The organism is Teredinibacter purpureus (genome assembly GCF_014217335.1).
GTDB classification, from domain to species: domain Bacteria; phylum Pseudomonadota; class Gammaproteobacteria; order Pseudomonadales; family Cellvibrionaceae; genus Teredinibacter; species Teredinibacter purpureus.
On record NZ_CP060092.1, the window covers coordinates 4,007,191 to 4,029,489 of the forward strand.

Annotated in this window: 17 protein-coding genes; 9 read left to right on the plus strand and 8 right to left on the minus strand. The window is 46.8% G+C overall.

What is annotated here, in order from left to right:
• Positions 1–129 precede the first annotated feature (129 nt).
• From H5647_RS17895 to fliS, 4 genes are all read right to left on the minus strand, one after another.
• Entirely contained in the window at positions 130–1,590 is a 1,461-nt protein-coding gene (locus tag H5647_RS17895) for a sigma-54 dependent transcriptional regulator (protein WP_045860435.1), read from the minus strand.
• Positions 1,591–2,003: 413 nt separating this feature from the next.
• Positions 2,004–2,294: a hypothetical protein gene (locus tag H5647_RS17900; RefSeq protein ID WP_045860436.1), complete on the minus strand. Its 291-nt coding sequence runs from the start codon at positions 2,292–2,294 to the stop codon at positions 2,004–2,006.
• An 82-nt stretch (positions 2,295–2,376) separates the two neighbouring features.
• Positions 2,377–2,754 carry a flagellar export chaperone FliS gene (locus H5647_RS17905; protein WP_045860437.1) on the minus strand — a complete coding sequence of 126 codons (378 nt, stop codon included), beginning with the start codon at positions 2,752–2,754 and terminating at the stop codon, positions 2,377–2,379.
• A 186-nt stretch (positions 2,755–2,940) separates the two neighbouring features.
• Positions 2,941–3,318 (minus strand): flagellar export chaperone FliS, encoded by a 378-nt coding sequence (gene fliS / locus H5647_RS17910; RefSeq protein WP_045860438.1) that lies wholly within the window; start codon positions 3,316–3,318, stop codon positions 2,941–2,943.
• Between the two features lie 239 nt (positions 3,319–3,557).
• Here fliS and H5647_RS17915 point away from each other — a divergent pair, with 239 nt between their 5' ends.
• From H5647_RS17915 to H5647_RS17950, 8 genes are all read left to right on the plus strand, one after another.
• Positions 3,558–4,757, plus strand: coding sequence for a UDP-N-acetylglucosamine 4,6-dehydratase (locus tag H5647_RS17915; RefSeq protein ID WP_162926435.1), 1,200 nt, complete (start codon positions 3,558–3,560; stop codon positions 4,755–4,757).
• A gap of 15 nt (positions 4,758–4,772) precedes the next feature.
• On the plus strand, positions 4,773–5,813 hold the full coding sequence (locus H5647_RS17920) for an N-acetylneuraminate synthase family protein (RefSeq protein WP_045860439.1): 1,041 nt from the start codon (positions 4,773–4,775) through the stop codon (positions 5,811–5,813).
• 3 nt (positions 5,814–5,816) lie between these two features.
• A complete protein-coding gene (locus H5647_RS17925) occupies positions 5,817–6,710 on the plus strand; it encodes an NAD-dependent epimerase/dehydratase family protein (RefSeq protein WP_045860440.1) in 894 nt (297 codons plus the stop codon).
• Positions 6,703–7,929, plus strand: a complete 1,227-nt coding sequence (gene neuC, locus H5647_RS17930) for a UDP-N-acetylglucosamine 2-epimerase (RefSeq protein ID WP_200911603.1) — start codon at positions 6,703–6,705, stop codon at positions 7,927–7,929. The genes H5647_RS17925 and neuC overlap by 8 nt, the downstream gene beginning before the upstream one ends.
• Positions 7,930–7,958: 29 nt before the next feature.
• The gene (locus H5647_RS17935; RefSeq protein ID WP_082087105.1) at positions 7,959–9,101 is read left to right on the plus strand and encodes a nucleotidyltransferase family protein; all 1,143 of its coding nucleotides are present in this window, start codon (positions 7,959–7,961) and stop codon (positions 9,099–9,101) included.
• Between the two features lie 63 nt (positions 9,102–9,164).
• Positions 9,165–9,851, plus strand: a complete 687-nt coding sequence (locus H5647_RS17940) for an acylneuraminate cytidylyltransferase family protein (RefSeq protein ID WP_045860442.1) — start codon at positions 9,165–9,167, stop codon at positions 9,849–9,851.
• A gap of 23 nt (positions 9,852–9,874) precedes the next feature.
• Complete coding sequence (locus H5647_RS17945) at positions 9,875–10,666, plus strand: hypothetical protein (protein WP_045860443.1); 792 nt, start codon at positions 9,875–9,877, stop codon at positions 10,664–10,666.
• A gap of 151 nt (positions 10,667–10,817) precedes the next feature.
• The gene (locus H5647_RS17950) at positions 10,818–12,812 is read left to right on the plus strand and encodes a motility associated factor glycosyltransferase family protein (protein WP_045860444.1); all 1,995 of its coding nucleotides are present in this window, start codon (positions 10,818–10,820) and stop codon (positions 12,810–12,812) included.
• Positions 12,813–12,875: 63 nt separating this feature from the next.
• Here the strand turns inward: H5647_RS17950 and fliD are convergent, their stop codons facing one another.
• The 3 genes from fliD to H5647_RS17965 all read right to left on the minus strand — a co-directional run bounded on the left by fliD (position 12,876) and on the right by H5647_RS17965 (position 17,466).
• Positions 12,876–14,960 (minus strand): flagellar filament capping protein FliD, encoded by a 2,085-nt coding sequence (gene fliD / locus H5647_RS17955; RefSeq protein ID WP_045860445.1) that lies wholly within the window; start codon positions 14,958–14,960, stop codon positions 12,876–12,878.
• A 270-nt stretch (positions 14,961–15,230) separates the two neighbouring features.
• Positions 15,231–15,614 (minus strand): flagellar protein FlaG, encoded by a 384-nt coding sequence (locus tag H5647_RS17960; protein WP_045860446.1) that lies wholly within the window; start codon positions 15,612–15,614, stop codon positions 15,231–15,233.
• A gap of 85 nt (positions 15,615–15,699) precedes the next feature.
• A complete protein-coding gene (locus H5647_RS17965; protein WP_045860447.1) occupies positions 15,700–17,466 on the minus strand; it encodes a flagellin N-terminal helical domain-containing protein in 1,767 nt (588 codons plus the stop codon).
• Positions 17,467–18,025: 559 nt separating this feature from the next.
• On the opposite strand from H5647_RS17965, the gene H5647_RS17970 reads away from it, so the two are divergent.
• Positions 18,026–20,095, plus strand: a complete 2,070-nt coding sequence (locus H5647_RS17970) for a motility associated factor glycosyltransferase family protein (protein WP_045860448.1) — start codon at positions 18,026–18,028, stop codon at positions 20,093–20,095.
• Between the two features lie 164 nt (positions 20,096–20,259).
• Here the strand turns inward: H5647_RS17970 and H5647_RS17975 are convergent, their stop codons facing one another.
• The gene (locus H5647_RS17975; RefSeq protein WP_045860449.1) at positions 20,260–21,999 is read right to left on the minus strand and encodes a flagellin N-terminal helical domain-containing protein; all 1,740 of its coding nucleotides are present in this window, start codon (positions 21,997–21,999) and stop codon (positions 20,260–20,262) included.
• Between the last annotated feature and the right edge of the window lie 300 nt (positions 22,000–22,299).

Here is a 22,299-nt window from a genome sequence, read left to right on the forward strand (position 1 = left end):
GGATAATACCAAATGAAGGTTAGCCGTGACTATATGGTGTGTGCGAATTTTCGCAGAGAACGCGCTTTTCCCCCGTTTTTTACGCTTTAAACAGAAGAAAAGACCACTTTTAGAGTGCCAAGACGAACCCTAGCCTCGCTGTAGACCGTATTTACGCATTTTTTCAACAAGGGTTGTACGGCGAATGGTCAATTGCTCGGCTGCCCTCGCTACCACACCACCCGTATTATCCAACGCCTGCTGAATAAGACTTTGCTCCAAACCCGACATGTATTCTTTAAGGTCAATACCATTTTCAGGTAACAATGCAATATCGCCTTCACCCACCACCGTTGGCTTACGGGTTTCGTCCACAAGAGAATCAAATTCATCTTCCGATTCAGCCGCTATATGGCGGTAACGCTGCGGTAAATCTTGCACGCCCACAATACCAAACGGGTTCATAATGGCCATACGCTCAACTAAATTCGCCAGTTCCCGCACATTACCCGGCCAAGGGTGATTACACAGCGATAAAATCGCAGCTGAATTAAATCGCACAAAGCCGCGTTTTTCGCTCTCCATGCGAGCCGTTAATTCACTGATCAGTAAGGGAATATCTTCGGCTCGGTCTCGTAGCGGGGGCATCTCAATAGGAAAAACATTCAGCCGGTAATACAAATCTTCTCGAAAGCTACCGCCGGATATCATTTCTTCCAGGTTACGGTGCGTCGCGGCAATAATACGGACATTCGTCTTAAACGCCTTATTACCGCCTACACGTTCATAAGATTTTTCTTGTAGCACGCGCAAGATTTTAACCTGCATATGCAACGGCATATCGCCAATTTCATCAAGAAAGAGCGTGCCACCTTCTGCCAATTCGAAACGCCCAGCGCGTGAATTAATTGCACCCGTAAAGGCGCCTTTTTCATGGCCAAATAATTCGCTTTCCAATAGCTCTGCAGGAATAGCCCCGCAGTTAACAGGGACAAAAGGTTTGTCTCGCCGAGGCGAATGAAAATGCAAATTACGCGCGACAACTTCTTTGCCCGTGCCAGACTCGCCTTCGACAAGCACCGTTACGTCTTTTTCGGCGACTTGTGCCATCATCGCGCGTACATTTTGAACTTCTCTGCTAGTACCTACCAAGCTTCGAAACAAGTGATTCGGACGTTGATTTTTATCGATTTTGTGACGCTGCTGAGCTTCGGTATAACGTTGCGCGCGGTGAATAACATTTATCATTTCGGAATAATTGACGGGCAAGACCAAGGTATCGATCACCATATGCCGCAAATACGGGTCCCAATCATCACTCACCACAGGGCCTTCACCGAGCAACACTACCGGCGCTTCCTGACAATAACCTCGCACGGCCTCCAATTGGGCCTTAAACGATTCTACCGAATCACTATGGCCCAATATAAGCATCCCCACTTCTCGTCCGTTCTCTAACGAGACAGGCCCTTTACCGCGTTCGCACATTTGTCGCCACTGCTGGTGCGATACAATGCGGCTATGCTCACCCAAAAAATCGAACACAATGTGTAAATCATGACGAATAACATCGTTATCTTCTACTACCAGAATCTCTTTTTCGTAAAGCATTACTTCGACCTACTCTAACGTGAGCGAACTCATAGGGGTGATTGAGTTATGCGTGCTGATTTAGTTCTAATAAGCTGCCGCCTTCTATTGCTAAGACTCCAGTACGATGGCGTGCTCAACAATAACAACCCGGTATCTCAAAGCGCAGTTTCTAACGCTCGCCGCATTCGACTAATTTTTGACTGATTAGAAAACGCAGCGGGAATTTCCCTAAGTAATAGTCAACAAACTGCCAAGGGTCAAATTTCTGGCGAGCATATACTTTATCGGTCTAACGATTTAAGGAAGGGTTAACACACAGGGAAGGTGGTCAATATTAAAATAGACGCGCAAGCAACAATACGCTATTAGCACCCAATTATCTTATGCGCCAGGCATTACAAAAATTGGGCGAAAAAATAAGGTTGAAACAATTATTCTAGGCAGGGAGGCACAACGCTTAGCATGTTCGCGCCCGAAAACGATAACTGTTCTGCTTGCTCGGGCAACGACGACACAATAGCCGCGTACAGTTTTAACACGCGCTCTAGTTCGCTAACAAGCGCTGACGTATCGCGTTGGTCATCATCAAATGCTTGGTTTAAGCACTCGCCCAAGAGCGAGTCCAACTCGCGAACATCGTCCCAGTTTTTTGTATCATACGCTTGTTCTAACGCTTTACGCGCGCGCACTAACGCAAGGTGACTTACAGAAATAACAGACATAAAGCATCCTGATCAACCGTTGTTCAAAGCATAGACTACACACTATGCGTTAAATAGGTTAACGGCTCAAAATGCGATTACTTTAGCCTTCCTTATCGATAGCATCCCAGCCTTGCTTAACGTTATCAATTAATTTACCCACCTCCGATAACGCAATCATTTCTTCTGGGCCTGAACAGGTTGATAACCGTTCAGACATGTAATTGTATAGAATATCTAAATTGGTGGCGATATCGCCGCCGGCCCGCATATCGAGCGATTGCCGTAACCCGTTAATAATGCCAATTAATTTAGCCATAAGAACAGCTTTATCAGCTTCATTTCCCTCGCGCACGCAGGTTTTTGCCTGAGAGACACGCTCCATTGCACCGGCCAATAAAAGCGAAATAACTTGGTAAGATGACAGTTCGTCTGCGCGTTGTTCCATAATACGTGCAGCGTTCGTTGGGGCCACAGACATGGCAACCTCCTTAAGTAAAAGCGCTTATTTAAAGAACGCTTATTTCAAAAAACATACAATAGTGAGTGGCAAAATAATGCCGTTTTTCAACATCAATAAACTTAATGCAGGGACAGTGCCAATTATTCGAATAGCCTTCGCGAATCATGGCCTTAAGGTAGGTATCAATAGGTGAGTATGAGAGGATTAACCAATTTGTTTCCAACTATCGCGCATGTTACCGACAAGTTTAGCCGCTTCATCGAGTAATTCAGCGTCGGCATTGCGGTGCGCTTTTGCCAAAATATTTTGAATATAAACATAGAGGCCGTCGAGGTTTGCCGCAATATCACCGCCCTGATCTCTATCTAAACTTGTACGCAAGCCGCCAACAATAGCAATGGCAGAATTAATTTTTTTGCCGCGCAATTCAATATTATTGTATTGAATTGCGCCCTTCGCCTGAACAATTCGTTCAAGAGCCCCTTCATACAACATATCGATAAGTTTGTGCGGCGACGCCACTTCTACATTGGATTGACGGTGCACTTTGGCATAAGAATCTACTGCGAATTGGGTGTTCACTTAAACCTCTCTCTAAAACGTTTCGATTGCGTCACATTTATCAATGAATCAGTTTTCATTCGCGACTATCCAAACATTTCGGCCAATATGGTTAATACTTTAGCTTAACTTGGCGTCAACGCGAGCCGGCTAGCCGTTACGTGCCATAATTTCGTCAAAACTTTTATGCGTTGGTATTTATTTTGCAAACAGTCTATTTTGCGCCATTTTTTTGGCCCCCATAATGAGCCCCAAAAAAAATGACCTTTGTGCCCTCAACATTAACACTAATTGGTAGAGACCTCCCGTTATTTGACGCGGACATTACGGCCAACGCTACTGCGCTAAACGACGTGGTCGCGCACGCGTCTTTTTTAGTGCTGGGAGGCGCAGGCTCTATTGGCCAGGCCGTGGTAAAAGAAATAATACAACGGCGCCCCAAAAAAATTCATGTGGTGGACATTAGCGAAAATAATCTTGTTGAACTGGTGCGTGATATACGAAGCCAGTACGGCGATATTGGCGAATCATTCAAAACCTATGCCCTAGATATTGGCTCAACGGAGTTTGATGCCTTTTTTGACCATGACGGTCACTACGACTACTTAGTCAATCTTTCGGCACTAAAACATGTGCGCAGCGAAAAAGACCCTTACACGTTAATGCGCATGCTAAACGTCAATATTTTTAACACACAAAAAACGCTGAAACTCGCCATCAACAAAAACATTAAACATTATTTTTGTGTATCAACCGACAAAGCCGCAGACCCCGTGAACGTAATGGGCGCGTCAAAAAAAATAATGGAATGGGTGTTAATGCAATACAGCAAAAAAATATCCATTAGCACCGCTCGCTTCGCAAACGTGGCATTTTCTGACGGGTCATTACTCTGCGGCTTTGAGCATAGGCTTCGAAAAAAACAACCAATAGTGGCGCCAAATGATATTCAACGCTACTTTTTGACGCCTGAAGAAGCGGGACAACTGTGTTTAATGGCGTGTATTTTCGGAAAAAATCGCGAACTGTATTTTCCGTTACCGAGCGATAATATGGCTTTAACAACTTTTCCTGAAATCGCGAAAAACGTGCTCAAGGCACATGGTTATCACGTACATTCCTGCACCAGCGAAGATGATGCTCGCCAATTAATCAAGACTCTACCGCAACAGGGAAAATGGCCGTGTTTGTTTAACGAAAGCAACACTACCGGTGAAAAACCAATAGAACAATTTTATACCGATACCGAAACGCCCGAATACAGCACTTACAAAACAATTGGCATTCTTCACAATAGCGCTACTGTGAATACAGAACATTTGAATATTTTTGAACAAACAATTAGCGCTTTACAGCTACGCGGGCAATGGACGAAAAACGATATTCTTGCGGCCATTACCACCCTACTGCCTACGTTCAAGCATTACGAAACAGGTCAACACCTTGACAGTAAAATGTAACCCGACATCATACCTATGAACGAAATCATTATTGATGGACGTAAAATAGGCCCTGCTCATCCACCGTTGGTTATTGCCGAAATTGGCATTAACCATAATGGTTGCCTTACAACAGCCAAAAAAATGGTAGATGCGGCCGCGCGCGCCGGTGTGGAAATTATAAAACACCAAACCCATATTGTTGAAGACGAAATGAGCCGCGCGGCAAAATCGGTTATTCCCGGGAACGCAACGTCGTCTATCTACGATATTATGCGCGAGTGCGCATTAAGCGAAGACGACGAGCGTGCGCTAAAGCGGTATGTGGAAGATAAAGGCATGATTTTTTTCAGCACACCCTTTTCACGCGCAGCGGCAAACCGTCTCGCGGACATGAACGTAAGTGCTTATAAAATAGGCTCGGGCGAATGCAATAACACACCACTAATCCAACATGTTTGTGCGCAAGAAAAACCCGTAATTTTGAGTACGGGTATGAATAACATTGGCTCCATCGCCAACGCCGTCACATTGTTTCGTGCATACCACATCCCTTATGCGCTTTTGCACACCACCAACCTATATCCTACTCCTCCCCATTTAGTGCGGCTGGGTGCCATGACCGAAATGGCTCACGCCTTCCCCGATGCCGTTTTTGGTTTATCCGACCACACAACCAATAATATTGCCTGCATGGGTGCCATTGCACTTGGCGCGTCTATTGTGGAACGGCATTTTACTGATCATATGCAACGCGAAGGCCCCGATATTATTTGCTCTATGGACGAGCACGCCTGCCGAGAACTCATCCACGATAGCAAGACATTACATGTACAACTCGGCGGCCACAAAACCGCAACGCCAGAGGAAAAAATCACGATGGATTTTGCATTTTCTACCGTCGTAAGCATTAAAGCTATTCAAAAAGGCGAGCCATTCAACCACGATAATATTTGGGTTAAACGACCAGGTTGCGGTGACATTCCTGCGGTCGATTACGAATCGTTAATAGGCAAAGTGGCCGCTCAAGCTATTGAGAACGATACCCACCTTAAACGCGACGACATACAGGCATAACGCATGAGAACTATTGTGGTAACAGGCGCTAGTGGCTTTATCGGACAACACCTATGTTACGCACTCACGCAACAAGGTTACCGTGTTATTGCGGTCACCCGTCATAAACCCCACGCCCGCCGATTCAAGCTTTCTTTTACCGTTGTAGACCACTACCGTAATAGCCCACGCGGCGACGCCTTAATTCATCTTGCGGAGGAATCGGATCGCGCGACAGTAGAAACCTTAGGTGCCGAATATGCACGCGACGCCACAGCACTAGTCGAGTTTTTTGCGCATTTTTATGGAACCGAGATGTTGTACGTCTCATCGTGCTCTGTGTTTGGCGCAACAACAAAAAGTAAGTTGCGGCCTTTTACTGAAGAGTATCCCGTCGATGTCTCCGACCGTTACACCGCCATTAAAACAACAAACGAAAGAACGGTATTAAATACTCATGGAACAGTTGTGCGCCTTAGTAATATTTTTGGCACTGGCATGGCGCCCACCAATGTCGTGTCTACCATTCTCCATCAGCTACACGCCACGCCACGTGACCCCATCTACCTTAAGCGTTTACGCCCCATACGAGATTTTCTCTATGTCGAAGATTTAACACAAGCGCTCATTGCTGTGATCAACAGTTCCTCTACAGGTCTGTTTAATCTTGCATCGGGCCATTCCGTTAGAATTGGGGATTTAGCGCGTGAGATTTTGGCCGCGTTTGGTCAACCCGATAGAGACGTGATTGCAACCGATATAGAGACGCCCGCTTCAGTGGTGCGAATCAACACCCAAAAATTTAAACGAACATTTTCTTGGTCGCCTCAGTATTCGCTCACAAGAGGCATTCACCAACTCGTCGAAGATGACACGGTGCCTATCAAAGGTTTATCAAAGCTCTATCAATATGAATAAACGTAAAATAGCGGTTTTTACCGGTAATCGTGCTGAGTATGGTTTGCAGCTCCCTATACTCAAAGCCATTGATGCGCACCCTCAGCTGCACTATCAACTTATCGTATCGGGCGCGCATTTAAATACCCAATTTGGCCATACGCTTGATGAAATACGCGCTGATGGTTTTCATATAGATGCCGAAGTCACTATTGATATGGGGAATACTGTGGCGTCGTCTACGGCGGTTGCCATTGGCAATGGTATTATCGCCATGACGAAAACCCTTGCACAGCTCGCCCCCGATATAGTGGTAGTGTACGCCGATCGCTTTGAAGGTTTTGCTGCGGTTATTGCTGCTACACAAATGCACATACCTACCGCCCATATTGAAGGTGGCGATCTTACCGAAGGCGGCGCGCTCGACGATTCGGTTCGCCACGCCATGAGTAAGCTCGCACACTTACATTTCACCACCAATCAACAAGCCGCCAATCGGTTACTCGCCATGGGCGAAGAAACATGGCGAGTGCATACCGCCGGTTTTCCCGCGATCGATCTAATTGCCGAAAAACGCTATGCAAACCCTCAAGACATTGTTAAAAAACTCTCCCTTACGCTAGCACAACCGATTGTTGTATTTACGCAACACTCTGTGAGTAGCGAATACCAACGTGCAAAATGGCAAATTATTCCCTCAATAAAAGCCCTAAAAGCATTGGCGACAAAAGGCGTTCAAGTCATTGTGACTTACCCCAATAATGATGCCGGCGGTGACCTTATCGTCGCCGCGCTAGAACAATTAAAAAAAGACACGGCCAACAGGCTCCCCATACAAGTACATGCCTCCCTCGGCCACCATCTATACCACGGTTTACTCGCGCTCGCGAAACAAGAGGGTATCGCCATTGCGTGTGTGGGCAACTCCTCTTCAGGCATAAAAGAAACGCCGGCTTTTTGTTGCCCAACCGTGAACATTGGCACCCGCCAAAAGGGCCGTTTACGCTCCACTAATGTGCTCGACGTCGATTACGACGAGCACGCTATACAGGCGGCTGTGGAACAATGCTTAGGTGATGCAAACTTTAAGGCGCACTGTAAAACCGCTAAAAATCCGTATTTTTTGGGCGGGGCAGGAAGAAAAATTGCAGAAATTCTCGCGACTGTCGATATAAACACTAGCTTGTTACAAAAAGCGATGACCTTAAAAGGTGAGTCCGAGAACGGTTGGTTCCGTTAAACCACAGCTTATACCCATTGGTGATAAAAATGCCGCTATCGCAACACAATCAAACCACCGAAAACGAACTTAGGCTCGTGAGCAGTGGCGTGCGCCCTCGCCAACGGTACCTTGCAGAAGCCACGCATAATTGGCGCGATAGCCTCATTTTACCCAACGTCACCATTCGAGATTCTCTTGCGATATTAGAAAAAGCCTCGTTACGTGTATTACTGGTAACCGATGCTAACCGGCTGTTATTAGGCGTGGTGTCCGACGGCGATATACGTCGTGGCCTCATTGATGGCGTTGCACTACACGCCCCCATTTCTACCGTTATGAACGAACACCCTACCACCGCACCGCACGGCACACCCACAGCAGAATTAGTGAATACCATGAGCAGGCTAGACCTGCTCACCATTCCACTGATACACGACGGCCACGTTGTCGGCTTGCAGAGCCTCACCGAAGGGCTTGCAAAAACGCATTATAAAAACCCTGTATTTATTATGGCTGGTGGTGGTGGTACACGCTTGCGCCCCCTCACTAACGATTGCCCAAAGCCGCTGTTAAAAGTAGGCAACCGCCCTATTCTTGAACGTACCATTTGCCATTTTTCCAAATCCGGTTTTAGCGAATTTTACATTTCCACCCACTACATTCCCCACATGATACAAGAACACTTTGGTGACGGTAAAAAGTGGGGAGTCAATATTCATTACGTACACGAAGACACACCACTTGGAACTGCCGGCGCCTTGGGGCTACTCCCCAAAAACCTTCCAGATATTCCGTTAATTATGATTAATGGCGATGTGCTAACGGATATTAACTACAGCCAATTGCTCGATAATCACATTCAAAGCAGTGCCGACGCTACCATTTGCGTTCGTGAATATGAACATCAAATTCCCTATGGCGTAATCGAAAATAACAATAGCCAAATGATAGGCATGATTGAAAAACCCAAATACCAATTTCAGATAAACGCTGGCATTTACGTCATTAACTCAAACCTTGTAGCGAGCGTAAAATTAAATCAACGTATCGATATGCCAACGCTATTACAAAATCATATTGCACAACAGAAAAAAATTAGCGTGTACCCCATTCACGACTACTGGCTAGACATAGGCTCTATGGATGATTTTAGCCGCGCGCAAATTGATATTAAAAACCTTAACCTTTAGCGCTTTAACATAAAAATATTAAGCCGCTAAACCCATTGGCTACCTTCGTAATAGGCGCGACCTATGACAGAAAAACCCCGTGTACTCGCCCTTATTCCCGCCCGTGGTGGCTCCAAAGGTATACCCCACAAAAACCTTGCACTGCTAAACAGCAAGCCGCTTATTCAATGGACAATTGACGCTGCAAAAGCAGCAACCGTACTCACTGATATTGTGGTATCAACGGACGATGACACCATTCGGCAGTACGCCCAAAGCCAATCCGTTGACACACTGATGCGCCCCACTACGCTCGCATGTGATACCGCTCCTATGAACCCCACCATTACCCACGCGATTAAAGCATTCAGGCAGCGTGGCAAAACTTACAATTACCTGTGCTTACTGCAACCAACCTCTCCGTTACGCACCGCGTACGACATTGATACTGCAATGGCTACCCTTCAGCAGCACTACGCCGATGCCGCCATTAGTGTAACGGCACTGGAACACAACCCGTTGAAATCCTTTCGGTTAAACCATGAAGGTTTTCTGACGGGCATTGCCAATAACCAATATCCGTTTATGCGTAGGCAAGATTTACCCCCAGTTTACGAACCCAATGGTGCACTTTTTATTGTTGCAATAGACGCATTTGAACAACAACCCACATTACTGCAACCACGCACCGCTCCCTATCTAATGCCTGCGGAGCGCTCTGTGGATATCGACACGCAACACGACCTTGCCATAGCCGCGGCGGCACTTTAATTGTCAAAACTGTTAGAGATAATATGAATAGACAAACACAACTTGACCACAATAAAGCGTACCTTCAGGAAAACGGTTTGAACGCCCTATTAAACTTCGAAGACAATCTCGACTATACCGAAAACGCGTTTGACAGTGTGTCCGGTGAACTCGCTATTGCGTTGCCACCTGAAACCGACGACCTCGTACGGCTGCACAAATTAATACGGCAACGAAAATGTTTTACCGTATTGGAGTTTGGCATTGGCTATTCCACCGTTATAATTGCCGATGCCCTCGAAAAAAATGAGCGCGAATGGGAGAAACTCCCCAACAGGCCCAGCGTTCGAAACCGCTTTATGTTCCAACTGTTTTCCGTAGACGCGTCGGCGCAGTGGATAGCCACCACCCAGCGAAAACTCCCCACGCATTTAAGCCCCCGTATTCATTTGCAACACAGTGGTGTTGAGATAGGCACATTTAACGGCCAAATGTGCCACTACTACACCCACCTACCCAACATAGTGGCAGATTTTATATACCTCGACGGCCCAGATCCAAAAGATGTTAAGGGAACACTCAACGGCCTAAGTTTTCAGTGCGATGAACGCACTGTAATGGCCGCAGATTTATTGTTGATGGAACCCACCCTATTACCCGGCACGCTTATTTTAGTGGACGGACGAACCAATAACGCACGATTTTTAGCCCGAAATTTTTCCAGAGATTATGCCACGCACTGGTCGCCAGAACAGGATATAACCACCTTCGAACTCAACGAAGAACGGCTTGGAAAATACAACATTCTCGGCACCGACTATTTTCCACAAACATAATAGCGGTAACACCTAACACCTAACACCTAACACCTTTTTACTGTGGGCCTACACAAGGATTACGCCAATTAAACCCTCCACTAGTGATTCACCGATAACAGACAAGGTTACACGCCTACAACAGCAGCTTAGCGTTATTTTTTGTCATAATATGACAGCCTTTAAAGACGTTGTGCCCACGCTGTACCAAACGTTCAACCAACATACCCCTACGCAATACCACTTACAGGTAAACCCCAAGGGGTATCTCGATTTAGTTAACAACAATAACAAATCACTTTATTCACAGCGACCCGATCGCTATTGCCGAGCGCAAGTGAATGCCTTTTTGAAATCGCCGTTTATACGAGGCATAGGGTTCGAAAAAGTACCGGTACGCAATAACCAACACTTATTCCCCACGCTCATTAATACGCTTATAGAAGAGCACAACAACCAGTATAAAAACCCGCACATTCATTGCGCCGTGCCCATTGGCTTTATGATTATTACCGGCTGCGGTTTGGGCTATTCATTGGAAGATATTACCCACCGCTTAGATGTTCGTCACCTGTGTATAGTGGACCCAAATCCCGACTCTTTTTATGCCTCATTACACAGTATTGACTGGCAGAAAATACTTAATCATTTTACAACAGAGGGCCGCTCTATACGGTTTTTTATTGGCGTAGACGAAACGCAGGTGATTCGCCATATTCGTACCTTGCGCGATGAAATTGGCTTACATAACCTGGTATATACCGCCATTTTTCAGCATTTTAACAGCCCTCTGGAAGCCTCTTTTGTTCAACACTACCTGCGGGAATACCCGCTTATTGCCTCTGGTACGGGTTATTTCGATGACGAACAAATTGGCTTGGCCCATACCGCCGCGCATTTACACAGTGGTGTGCGTTTATTCAATCAACGTAAGCCCGCGACAGCATTACCGCCCGCGTACATTATTGGTAATGGGCCATCTCTCGACCAGCACATCGACTATTTAAAAAAACACGGTAAAAACGCCTTACTATTTTCGTGCGGAACGGCAATAAGTTCTCTGGCCAAAGTGGGAATTAAACCCGACTTTCATATTGAAACCGAACGTACCGCCATTATTAAAGGCTATCTTGAAAACGGCACCACCACCGAATACCGCAAGGGCATTACACTGTTGTGCTTAAATACGGTTGCACCGAGCGTTGTGAATTTATTTGATGAAACCTATGTAGCCGTAAAGCCGAACGATGCCGGCGAACTATTGTTAACGGCGCTGCAAAACCAAGACACCAACGAAGAGGCCTTTTTACCGCTGGCTATATGCAACCCAACGGTGACCAATGCCGGATTATCGTTTGCGTTGGCGATGGGCTTTGAGAACATCCAACTCTTTGGCGTAGATTTGGGTATGAAAAGCGGGAGAGCGCATCACTCCGCACTCAGTATCCACATGGATATTGAGCGTAAAACCCAGAAACAGGGTTTTACCTCTTTCGAAGACGAAAAAACACATTACGCCGTGCCCGCAAACTTCGGCGGCACCCTCGCGACACACCCTATTTTGCACGACACTAACGTTAATATGGCGTTATTGCTCTCGCTCTACACACAATCTGACCGACGATTTGTGGTGTACAACCCCAACGATGGAGCGTTTATTGATGGCACCCGGCCTACACATCCACAAGATCTTCCCACGCCCCCCTCTCTCGAGGACGGCGAAAAATCTACAATTGTAACGCGACTACTCTCGCAACGTTTCACCGCATTCCCCCCACAACAATTATCGATTAATCACCTTGTGCATGTTCATTTGGCGCCGTTAATTTCGCTTAAAGAAACCCTTAAACTTCCATTAGCCTGTTCCGAACTGAATGCGCGAGCATTGTTAGCTGAATTTCATCGCATTCACGCTGCCGTAACACGGCTTAAAGACACGTCGCCCATTAGCTATCAACTTATTCGTGGCAGCACGCAGTTTATTTTCGCTTTGATGACACGCCGTGTACTATTTTTGTCGAACGAGGAGGATTACCGAACCGCACTGGAATTTTCTATTCCACTGTACAATCAGTTTATTGAGGAAGCTTTAACCTTTGCGCAATCGCAACCACTGCAATGGGATACAAGCGAAGATACCGTGGCCACACAACTCGGGCTCGCGTGAGAAAAAACGGTGCTTAATGCGGCTTTAGCGTTTATTTTCCACCCTTTTACACGCCGGCAGGTGTTAGTCTCTGCTGGCAGTAAAGGGTAAGGTATTAATAAGGTTTTCGAGAAATGAGCCGGAACTATTCAAACTGTTAATAATACGTTCCATCGCAATAAACTGGTTTATTAGGCGCTCTTCGAAAGCGGTCATACGGCGGTCAAGCGCCTCTTGATCTTCGTCTAAGCCGTCAATACTGGTTTCTAGATTATCTTCGCGATAGGCAATTAAACCACTGCCCGACAAAAATTCGTCTAAGGTTGCACCCAACTCGCCCCCGAAACCACGCGAAAAATTAACCGTCGCAGAGGTTGTATTCTCACCCACAACCAAGGCCAAACCTTCTCCTGGCTCCCCTAACGCAGGCAGTAAAACATTAGCAGAACCAAACGCCGTTTCGCCATTAATGGTGCCCACAACCGTTTGGCCTTGCGTACCATCCACCACCGTTAAACCTAACTCGGTAACAGATTCCATGCTCGCATCGGTAATGGACACGATGGAAGATGCACCATAAGCCGTAGAGGCAATATCAAAATTATTAGTGCCCGAATTATAGGTAACGGTGACCGCTGCGCCATTGTCAGCTAGGTTCGTATCAGCATTAATCAAGGTTTGCATGGCCGTAGCCAAATCAGATTCGGTGGCATAAACCGCTGCGGGTATCGCTAACGCGGCCGACTCAGTGCCGTTGACATCCACGGTAAAGGTATACACATCGGCACCAGGGCTAAACCCCGGTGTTGTAAAGTCAGCCGTTAGCGCGCCGCCAGTATAATAACCTCGCGCAGGAGGCGTTGTAATAACAACGTCGTACTCACCAGCCGTGGTGCTATCGTTGTAACTATTGATATAGATATCGCTATCCGATGTGGCCGTAAGCGGTGCAAACAAATTTTGCACACTTTCAAAATCTTTTTCGAACGCTTTCGAAAAAGCATCTTCGTCGATGCTCATGGTGCCATCGAGTTCGGTTCGTAATCCAATTGCACCCAGCGACGTAAAGCCAGAGTCTGCCAAACCCGGTATAGCGCTACTAATTACCGAACGAATACGAGAAATAATGGAGTTGGCCAACGAATCGTTTGCAAGAGAACCGGTAATAGTCTCGGCATCACCTTCCTCGTTATCTTGCTCGTAGGTGCCCACGGCAGGTTCAATAGCCTCTAAGAATAAATTAAACGCTTCTACAAAATCTCTTACATTTTGTTCCGCGAAGGCTTTATCTTCCGATACGGTAACCGTAATGGTTTCGCCGGGCGATTCTTTAAGTAAATCGAATTTTAAACCATCTACAATATCGTCTATGGTATTGGTTTCTCGTGTAACATCGAGACCATTGATGGTCAGCGCTGCGTCTTGGCCGCCTTGATTCTGCGTAAGTTGAGACGCATCTACGGCGTCCATATTGAAGGCAAACCGCGAAAGATCACTGTCGTCGGTATCCGTAGAGGCGCCACTGGTTTCCACTACTTTAATTTCAAGTTCGTTGGTAGCGCCAGATTCGGCGTTAATTTGTAACACATAACCGGAGCCACTATTAACGATAGTGGCTTGCACACCAAAGTCTTTCGCATTAATTGCATCGCGTAAACCTTCGAGTGAATTGTTTGTACTATCAATAACAACGTCGATCGAATCTTCTTCAAAATCTTGGACGAACGCGGTCATTTCGCCGTCGACATCGGCCGTAACATTACCAAAACTAAACGTTAAGGTACCTTCACCAACGGCATCCGTTGTATTGGTAAACGTAGTGGAGGTTAGTGATTGAGATTTTGCAATGGCCGTCACTTCAAAATTATACGTACCGGCCTGAACATCGGTGTCGAGTTCAAGGGGAACTAACGCGCTACTGTCGGTATACGAGGCCGTTTTGCTGTACATTCCTTCTGGGTCTGACAGTACAGTAGCGGCATCTTGTAAGGTGGCCATGGCACTGCTGAGCAAGCCATAGTCAGATATTTGTGTTTCTGCTTTTTCACGCGCGGAATCTATTCTTTGTTGCGGTGCTGCCCGTTCAATTTCGGTGAGCTGTTTGGTTAGACCAGGCGTATCAATGCCAGAGCCTACGCCGAGAGACTGAATAATATTATTATCAATCATGTTCGTCCTCACCTCTTAGCTTTTACGTTGACGCGTTACGGAACAGGGGGGCACGCGATTAAACACTACCGTTAAACCTTCACGTAAACCCTCACACTTACATCCAACAACCTTCTTCAGCGGTTTAGGTTGCCCTTTAATAACACCGCCGAAGTAAGGCTGGAAAAACCTGCTGCATTGCCACACCGTGTTAACGCAGAAAGACGCCCAGTTAAAAACTGTGCGCCCCCGTTGAACCCAGTTCGGCATCAGGCTGCCGTCACTTTGCTATTAGCCAAGTGCATCCATTAACCGTAATTCTCCATCATCGTTCAACTTACGTGCCAATTCCAAAAATATTTCTTCTGGAATCTGTCGGATTAACTCTCCCGAGTCACCATCCACCACTTTAATTACGGTTTGCTCAAGATCTGCGTCTACTGAAAATTGTAGGTCCCTTTGGATAGATTGCACGTATTGGGTAATTGATGCTACGGCAACATCCAATTTCACTTCTGTTTTAGGTTGCTCTTTTGGAGCCTCTTCAACAGGTGATTTTTCGTCAATTTTCGGCAATTGTTTGCCGCTCTGTTCCTGAGCTTCAGCAGCCCCCTTAGATGAAGCAGGCACGGCCGTTAACGGAGTGGCCGGCGCTATATTTCTAACTTCAATCATGGGTTATTCCTCTCTTTAACCCGCGGCCGGAAAAATAATTCCGGCGTTAGGGTAAACATTACCAATTAACCATTCGGTTATTAGGTTATTGCAGTAGCGAGAGAACCTGCTGTGGTCTCGCATTGGCCTGAGCCAACATGGCTTGTGATGCCTGTTGTAGTACTTGTGCTCGACTTAACTGTGCCGTTTCGGAAGCGAAATCGGCATCGACAATTCGCGATCGTGCAGCCGATGTTTTTTCCGATACGTTAGACAAGTTAGATACGGTAAAGTCGAGACGGTTATTAATCGCACCTAGATCCGATCGAGCGCTGTTAATTTGCTCTAGCGCCTCATCAATAACCGAGATAGCCGATTGCGCACCCGCCTCGGTGGATACATTCACCCCTGCTATAGAGCCTGCACCTACAGAGTCATTACGCTCTTGCAAGCCCGTATTAGCAAATATAGTGGCCGCTGCGTTATCGCCGTAAGCAATACTCAAGTCACCACTGGTAGAGCTAAGCGCAATACTGTTTGTTGCGTCACCTGCGTAGGCCACTACACCCGTTTCGCTACTGAACTTATTAATCGCTTCAATCACTTCTGTATTTTGAGCGGCTACATCGGAACCAGCAGTAATTGCACCAATTTCAACACCGTTGATAATTAAATCGCCTTCGTTCAAGGAGGCTGCAGCGGAAATACCATGGCCTTGTAAATTGCCTTGATCATCCTGTACATCCAAGCCTAAGCCTTCGACTAATACCAATGTTGCCGTAGAGGCTGCCGTTGCATCCAAACCACCTTCTACTTTTACGCCGGCTTTATCGACACTGGTGTCGGTAAAGACCATTCGGAAGTTAGTGGCTTCTGTTGCATCAATACCCGCGACATCGGCAATGGCTCTACCGGCACCCGCTGTAACAGCGACCGATACGGCATCTTCCTGAGCCAGGACTAGCTTGCCGTTTTCACTAAGAGACGCCGAGACGCTGGTGTCTGCATTAATTTTATCAACGAGTTCGCCAAGATTATTAGTGCCCGTTAATTGAAACGCTTGCGTACGGCCATCACCATCCACAACGGTCAGTACAATGTGGTCAGTACCCGCTACCATACGGCCATCACCTGTACCGCCCGCTTCATAAGACACTAACGCAGAGGCTTCCGCACCCTTGCCATCTAAATCGGCGTTCATTGTGGCCAGTTTTTCATTTAGCGTATCACCGGCCGTTGTATCCATTGCGCTAATGGTTACGTCGTTCACATACAAAGTAGTATCCGTATCCGCTGCAGTAAACGCTGCCAGAGACGTTAAACCGGCAGCTGTCGCTTCACCAATAATATCGCCACCAGCACCACCTAAACTATTGGTACTAAAACTTTGAATGCCGAACTCGATCGTTTGATTTGATTCCGAGCCTACCTGCAAGGCAATATCACCTAAAGAACCGTCCAGTATGTTCTGGCCGTTAAACGCTGTTGTATCGGTAATTCGGTCAATTTCTGATTTAAGCTGTTGTACTTCCGCGTCGAGTGTTGCACGGTCGGTATTGGAGTAAATGCCGTTCGCCGACTGAATAGCCAGTTCCCGCATACGCTGTAAAATGTTGGTGGTTTCGTCCAACGCTCCTTCAGCGGTTTGGATCAATGAAATACCGTCATTTGAGTTTCGAATGGCTTGATCTAAACCTCGAATCTGTGATGTTTGACGATTAGAAATTGCGAGACCGGCAGCATCATCAGCCGCGCCATTGATCCGCTTACCAGAGGCGAGACGCTCGCTCGCTTTGTCCAATTCCATTCCAGACTGAAGCAGCTGGCGCTGGGCATTCAGTGAGGGAACATTACTGTTAACTACTAAAGGCATGATAAGCCTCCCATTCATTAGTTTTCAAAACGCCAGCTGTAAAGGCCCGGCCATTAGTACTCAGATCGTCGTTTCAAAAAGGTCTCGACGTTCCATACTTAGCGTTTCGGCGCCGCACGAATAAACTTTAGTATGAGTGGAAAGTGGTTTACAGCAATGGGGAAGGCAATAGATTTACCTGTTAATTCAAGCGGTTAAGCATTGCCGCTCGAGAAGAATCATAAGTTTTTTAGAGAAAATGAGCCATTTTTACGGCACAACCTCTATATTATTTTTTCGATAGTCCAGCATCCTTCAGAGGCTAACGTTATAACTACGCACATTCGGGCCGTTTGCGATAATTAATTGACACCTAAAATACGCCGAACAGAATACCGAAAGCCCTCGACATTTTTTTGACTCACAGTACTTTTTTATCAGTGATAGAACACTGGCATTTCTATTGCCTATACTGATCTTTAACGTATCAATAGTCGAAACCTTGACGCTAAGCTACGCCCCCCACGCGAAAAAAGGCGTCACATTAAAACGGGCCACACCCGTAAGAAAAAGGACGGTAATGTCGCAAGCGCTCCAACAACTCATACAGCAGGCCGAAGCCCAAAAGATTCAAGCCAACATGAATCTTTGCTATAGAAAAAATATCACACTTTTACAACACGCGTTCCCCTCCCTATATAAACGACTCGAACATCATCGCCCCAGCGGGGTCGTGCTTCAGCTAGACCCCAACGGCGAACTGAACTTGGCCGACACTGCCACTCGACAATACCTTTACAACGAGCCACCGCAACACTACTGCCGTAAGCAGGTAAACCACTTTAAAAAAAAGCAAAACGTACAACGCTTTAAACTCTGTACCGGAGAGGCCTACAACGACCGTCATATCCACCTACAGCACCTGAATACACTTATCGATGCCTATGCCGCGCTTAAAAAACCCGCGCTAGAAACACCTATAACGTACATTCCTAACCTTATTGTAAGCGGCATTGGGCTTGGTTACTCATTACCGCTATTGCTCGACACATTCGATATTCAGCATATTTTTATTCACGAAGCCTGCTTAGATACCTTTCATGCCTCGTTACATACGTTAGACTGGGAACCCATTGTGCGGCATTTTTCTCAACCGCTTCATTCAATCGATTTCTGCGTAGGCAAAAACAGTACACAAGCGTTAACCGACATCGAATTTTCCCTACAACGCATTGGTTTGCACGCACACATTTATTCATTTATCTATTCACATACCACCCGTGCCGCCGAACAACAATTTATTGAACGCTACCTACACGAAATTCGCGCGTTCATTGGTGGCCTTGGGTATTACGACGACGAACAAATAGGCTTGGCACACGGCTACCATAATGCGCGTTCATCCCACCCTGTGTTTGATAGCAGCCAAACGCAGCACCGTACTGCACGGTTAATATTAGTAGGCAACGGCCCCTCGCTCGATGCGCATACCGCGTACCTTCGCGAAAACACCGACAACGCCATTATCATGAGTTGCGGCTCGGCATTAGGCTCCCTGCTTAAAATGGGTATCAAGCCCGACTTTCATGTAGAGATGGAGCGAACCAATGCCATCACCGACTTTTTACATCTCAGTACCCGCCCAGAAGACCGCGAAAACATCACACTATTGTGTTTGCATACGGTTGCGCCTAACGCCATAGCGGCCTTTAAGGAGGTGTGTTACGCCATAAAACCCAACGATGCAGCAACGGCCCACCTTCATAATAATGTCGCCCCAAAAACGTTACATGCATTAGGTTTTTGCAATCCCACCGTCACAAACTGTGGCCTAGCGTTTGCTATTTCTATGGGTTTTAAAGACGTACATTTAGTGGGCGTCGATTTGGGTATGCCTACAACCGGAGGCCACCATAGCGCTAACAGTTTTCACTACGAGATGGAAAAATCACTTACCGATACAAGTAATTTTAAATACGCTTACACCCAGCAAAACAATACGCTGGTAGCGGGCAACTTTGGTGGCAAAGTCAAAACCCATACTGTGCTGAATCATTCCAGAATCGCTATGGAACGGCTACTCGCTATGGCGACCCGCGCATTTCCCGATTTTAGTTGCACTAACACCAACAACGGCGCAAAAATTCAGTACACCCTCAGCGCTGCGATAGACAGTATTCCTCCCGCGCCGTGCTGCGATAAACCAACGGAAATCAACGCCATTAAAACCGCGCACTTTTACCGGGCCACTGGCACGCACTTACCGGAAGCAACAAACACCGGTAATAACACTCACGAACCATTGCTTTCGTATTTTATGAGCATCGAAAAAACCCTCACTATGAGCCATACGCTTTCCGACAACCGAGCACTACAGAATGAGTGCCAACGTATATATGGATTAATTGCCGCCCACAATGACCCGCTCACACACTATTTGCTACGAGGGTCTATTAACTGTTTGTTGGGTGTTATCGTTGAAAACTGCTTGTATACCCGCGATAAGGTGTTATTTCAACAACGTACACAACTCGGTGCAGGGATCTTCAACGCGTTTATCGACAACGTTTACCTTCGCATGAAAACAGAACCCTTTAGACTCGACGACACTCGCGACCCCATACTCGAAAAAATGAGCCACATGCGTTAGCACATACTCTATTCGCTTGCTCGACTACCCTTGGCGCAACGCCCGCCTTTCAACACCTACCTTTCAACACCCAACGACACACGCGTACCGTTTTAATCCGTACGCGTTGCAAAAAACGGCTACCCCGCTAGCGATAACCGTTTAGGTTTTCTGTCGTTAAGAGATTACCCTTGGAGTAGCTGTAAAACCTGCTGGGGCTGTGCATTGGCCTGCGCCAACATTGCTTGGGACGCTTGCTGTAAAACTTGCGCGCGACTTAGCTCAGACGTTTCGGACGCAAAATCGGCGTCGACAATACGTGACCGCGCAGCCGAGGTTTTTTCAGACACATTTGCTAAATTACTCATAGTAAAATCCAAGCGGTTATTCACCGCACCGAGTTCAGACCGCACCGAATTAATTTGCTCAAGCGCAATATCAACAACCGAAATTGCTTTTTGAGACCCTTCCGCAGTATCAATGGCAATACCCGATACAGAACCGCTGCCCTCTGCTACATTACGTTCCTGCAACCCGGTTATCGCGACAATATTACCGGCGTTAGCATTCTCCCCATACTCAATGGACACATTGCCGCCCACCGTAGAACGCAAACCAATGCGAGTGGTTGACCCCGTTACCGTAAAGGCCACCACACCAGACTCTTCAGACACCAAGTTAATCGCCTCGATGGCCGATGCCGTATCCGTCGCGGCAGTATTGACACCCGTAAAGGCGCCAACATCAACGCCGTTAATCATCAAATCGCCTTTTTGAATAGTCGCAGCAACGCCGGCAACAGTAGAACCCAGTAGGTTGCTATCGTCATCGTGTACGTCAATACCCAACGCTTGGATATCCGCGTCGTTCTGCGCACCCGTTTCCACCTTAACGCCATTTTTATCGGTAGTGGTGTCAGTAAACACTAATGAGAAATTTGTGGTTACGCCCGTTGCTAAACCCGACGCACCGGTGGCATCCGTCACGGTTATGCTCGTGCCACCATCTGCATTTAGAATTAACTTGCCCGAGTCATCTATTTTTGCATCGAGAGTGGTTTCGGCATTAATTTTTGTGACGAGCTCTCCCAAGCTCGCAGTGCCTGACAAAACATAGCTCTGTGCTAACCCATCACCATCCGTTACGGCCAAGGTAATAGACGAGACACCGGCCGTTAAAATACCGTTACCCGCGGCCGTTGCCTCTACATTCACTAAAGCGGACGCTTCTGCACCCTTCCCATCTAGGTCGGCATTAATAATGGCTATTTTATCATTAAGGGTAGTACCAGCCGAAAGATCGCTAATAGCCGTATCATTCACAAATAAAGTATCGGCAGCGGCACCTGCATCAAATAATGCAAGGGTCGTAAGCCCAGCGGCAGTCTCTTCGCCCACAATATCGCCGGAGCTTCCACCCAGCGAAGACGTACTAAAACCAGGAATAGAAAGATCGATAATCTGGTAAGCCTCAGCACCCACTTGCAGCGATACATCGCCCAAACTACCATCCAATAACGGTTGCCCGTTAAACGAGGTCGATTTGGCAATACGATCCACTTCTTCTTTTAGCTGCTGAACCTCCGCATCTAACGTGCCTCTATCCGTATCGGCGTAAATTCCGTTAGCCGACTGAATAGCAAGTTCACGAATACGCTGCAAAATATTGGTCACCTCGTCTAACGCGCCTTCGGCGGTTTGAATAAGTGAAACACCATCGTTCGCGTTTCGAATGGCTTGGCCTAACCCCCTTATCTGAGAGGTCATTCTATTGGAAATGGCCAAGCCCGCCGCATCGTCGCGTGCGGTATTAATGCGTCTACCCGAAGCTAAACGCTCCATGGCCTGACTCATATCATTACCAGAGTTAACTAATTGCCGCTGGGCATTCAAAGCACCAACATTGGTATTAATGACTAAGGGCATAACAATTCTCCTGTAACATGAGTCACTAACGTGTATTCGTTTCTACTGCGTGGAATAGAACGTTTAAATCGCAGTGAATGAACTTAACAGGAAATTTGCAATGGCTATGCCAAGTTTGAATGAGACCGAATATTAGGGCTTGTAGCGTATTTTTGTCGTTTATAAACACACGCAGATACAAGAGCGGCAATAATTGTTAATACAGCGGAAAGACCATTGCCGCTTTAATACCGTTAATACTGGCCTGCATTTCGATGGAGGAAGATTAAGGCAATTTGGGGGAACACACGCCTGTCGCTG

Excerpts from the sequence above, each read along its gene's own strand:
- H5647_RS17950 (WP_045860444.1), top strand. The coding sequence starts at position 10,818 with ATGACAGCCTTTAAAGACGTTGTGCCCACGCTGTACCAAACGTTCAAC.
- fliD (WP_045860445.1), bottom strand. The coding sequence starts at position 14,960 with ATGATTGATAATAATATTATTCAGTCTCTCGGCGTAGGCTCTGGCATT.
- H5647_RS17900 (WP_045860436.1), bottom strand. The coding sequence starts at position 2,294 with ATGTCTGTTATTTCTGTAAGTCACCTTGCGTTAGTGCGCGCGCGTAAA.
- H5647_RS17975 (WP_045860449.1), bottom strand. The coding sequence starts at position 21,999 with ATGCCCTTAGTCATTAATACCAATGTTGGTGCTTTGAATGCCCAGCGG.
- H5647_RS17905 (WP_045860437.1), bottom strand. The coding sequence starts at position 2,754 with ATGTCTGTGGCCCCAACGAACGCTGCACGTATTATGGAACAACGCGCA.
- H5647_RS17915 (WP_162926435.1), top strand. The coding sequence starts at position 3,558 with ATGACCTTTGTGCCCTCAACATTAACACTAATTGGTAGAGACCTCCCG.
- H5647_RS17970 (WP_045860448.1), top strand. The coding sequence starts at position 18,026 with ATGTCGCAAGCGCTCCAACAACTCATACAGCAGGCCGAAGCCCAAAAG.
- H5647_RS17895 (WP_045860435.1), bottom strand. The coding sequence starts at position 1,590 with ATGCTTTACGAAAAAGAGATTCTGGTAGTAGAAGATAACGATGTTATT.
- H5647_RS17965 (WP_045860447.1), bottom strand. The coding sequence starts at position 17,466 with ATGCCTTTAGTAGTTAACAGTAATGTTCCCTCACTGAATGCCCAGCGC.
- H5647_RS17960 (WP_045860446.1), bottom strand. The coding sequence starts at position 15,614 with ATGATTGAAGTTAGAAATATAGCGCCGGCCACTCCGTTAACGGCCGTG.
- H5647_RS17945 (WP_045860443.1), top strand. The coding sequence starts at position 9,875 with ATGAATAGACAAACACAACTTGACCACAATAAAGCGTACCTTCAGGAA.
- H5647_RS17920 (WP_045860439.1), top strand. The coding sequence starts at position 4,773 with ATGAACGAAATCATTATTGATGGACGTAAAATAGGCCCTGCTCATCCA.
- H5647_RS17935 (WP_082087105.1), top strand. The coding sequence starts at position 7,959 with ATGCCGCTATCGCAACACAATCAAACCACCGAAAACGAACTTAGGCTC.
- neuC (WP_200911603.1), top strand. The coding sequence starts at position 6,703 with ATGAATAAACGTAAAATAGCGGTTTTTACCGGTAATCGTGCTGAGTAT.
- H5647_RS17940 (WP_045860442.1), top strand. The coding sequence starts at position 9,165 with ATGACAGAAAAACCCCGTGTACTCGCCCTTATTCCCGCCCGTGGTGGC.
- H5647_RS17925 (WP_045860440.1), top strand. The coding sequence starts at position 5,817 with ATGAGAACTATTGTGGTAACAGGCGCTAGTGGCTTTATCGGACAACAC.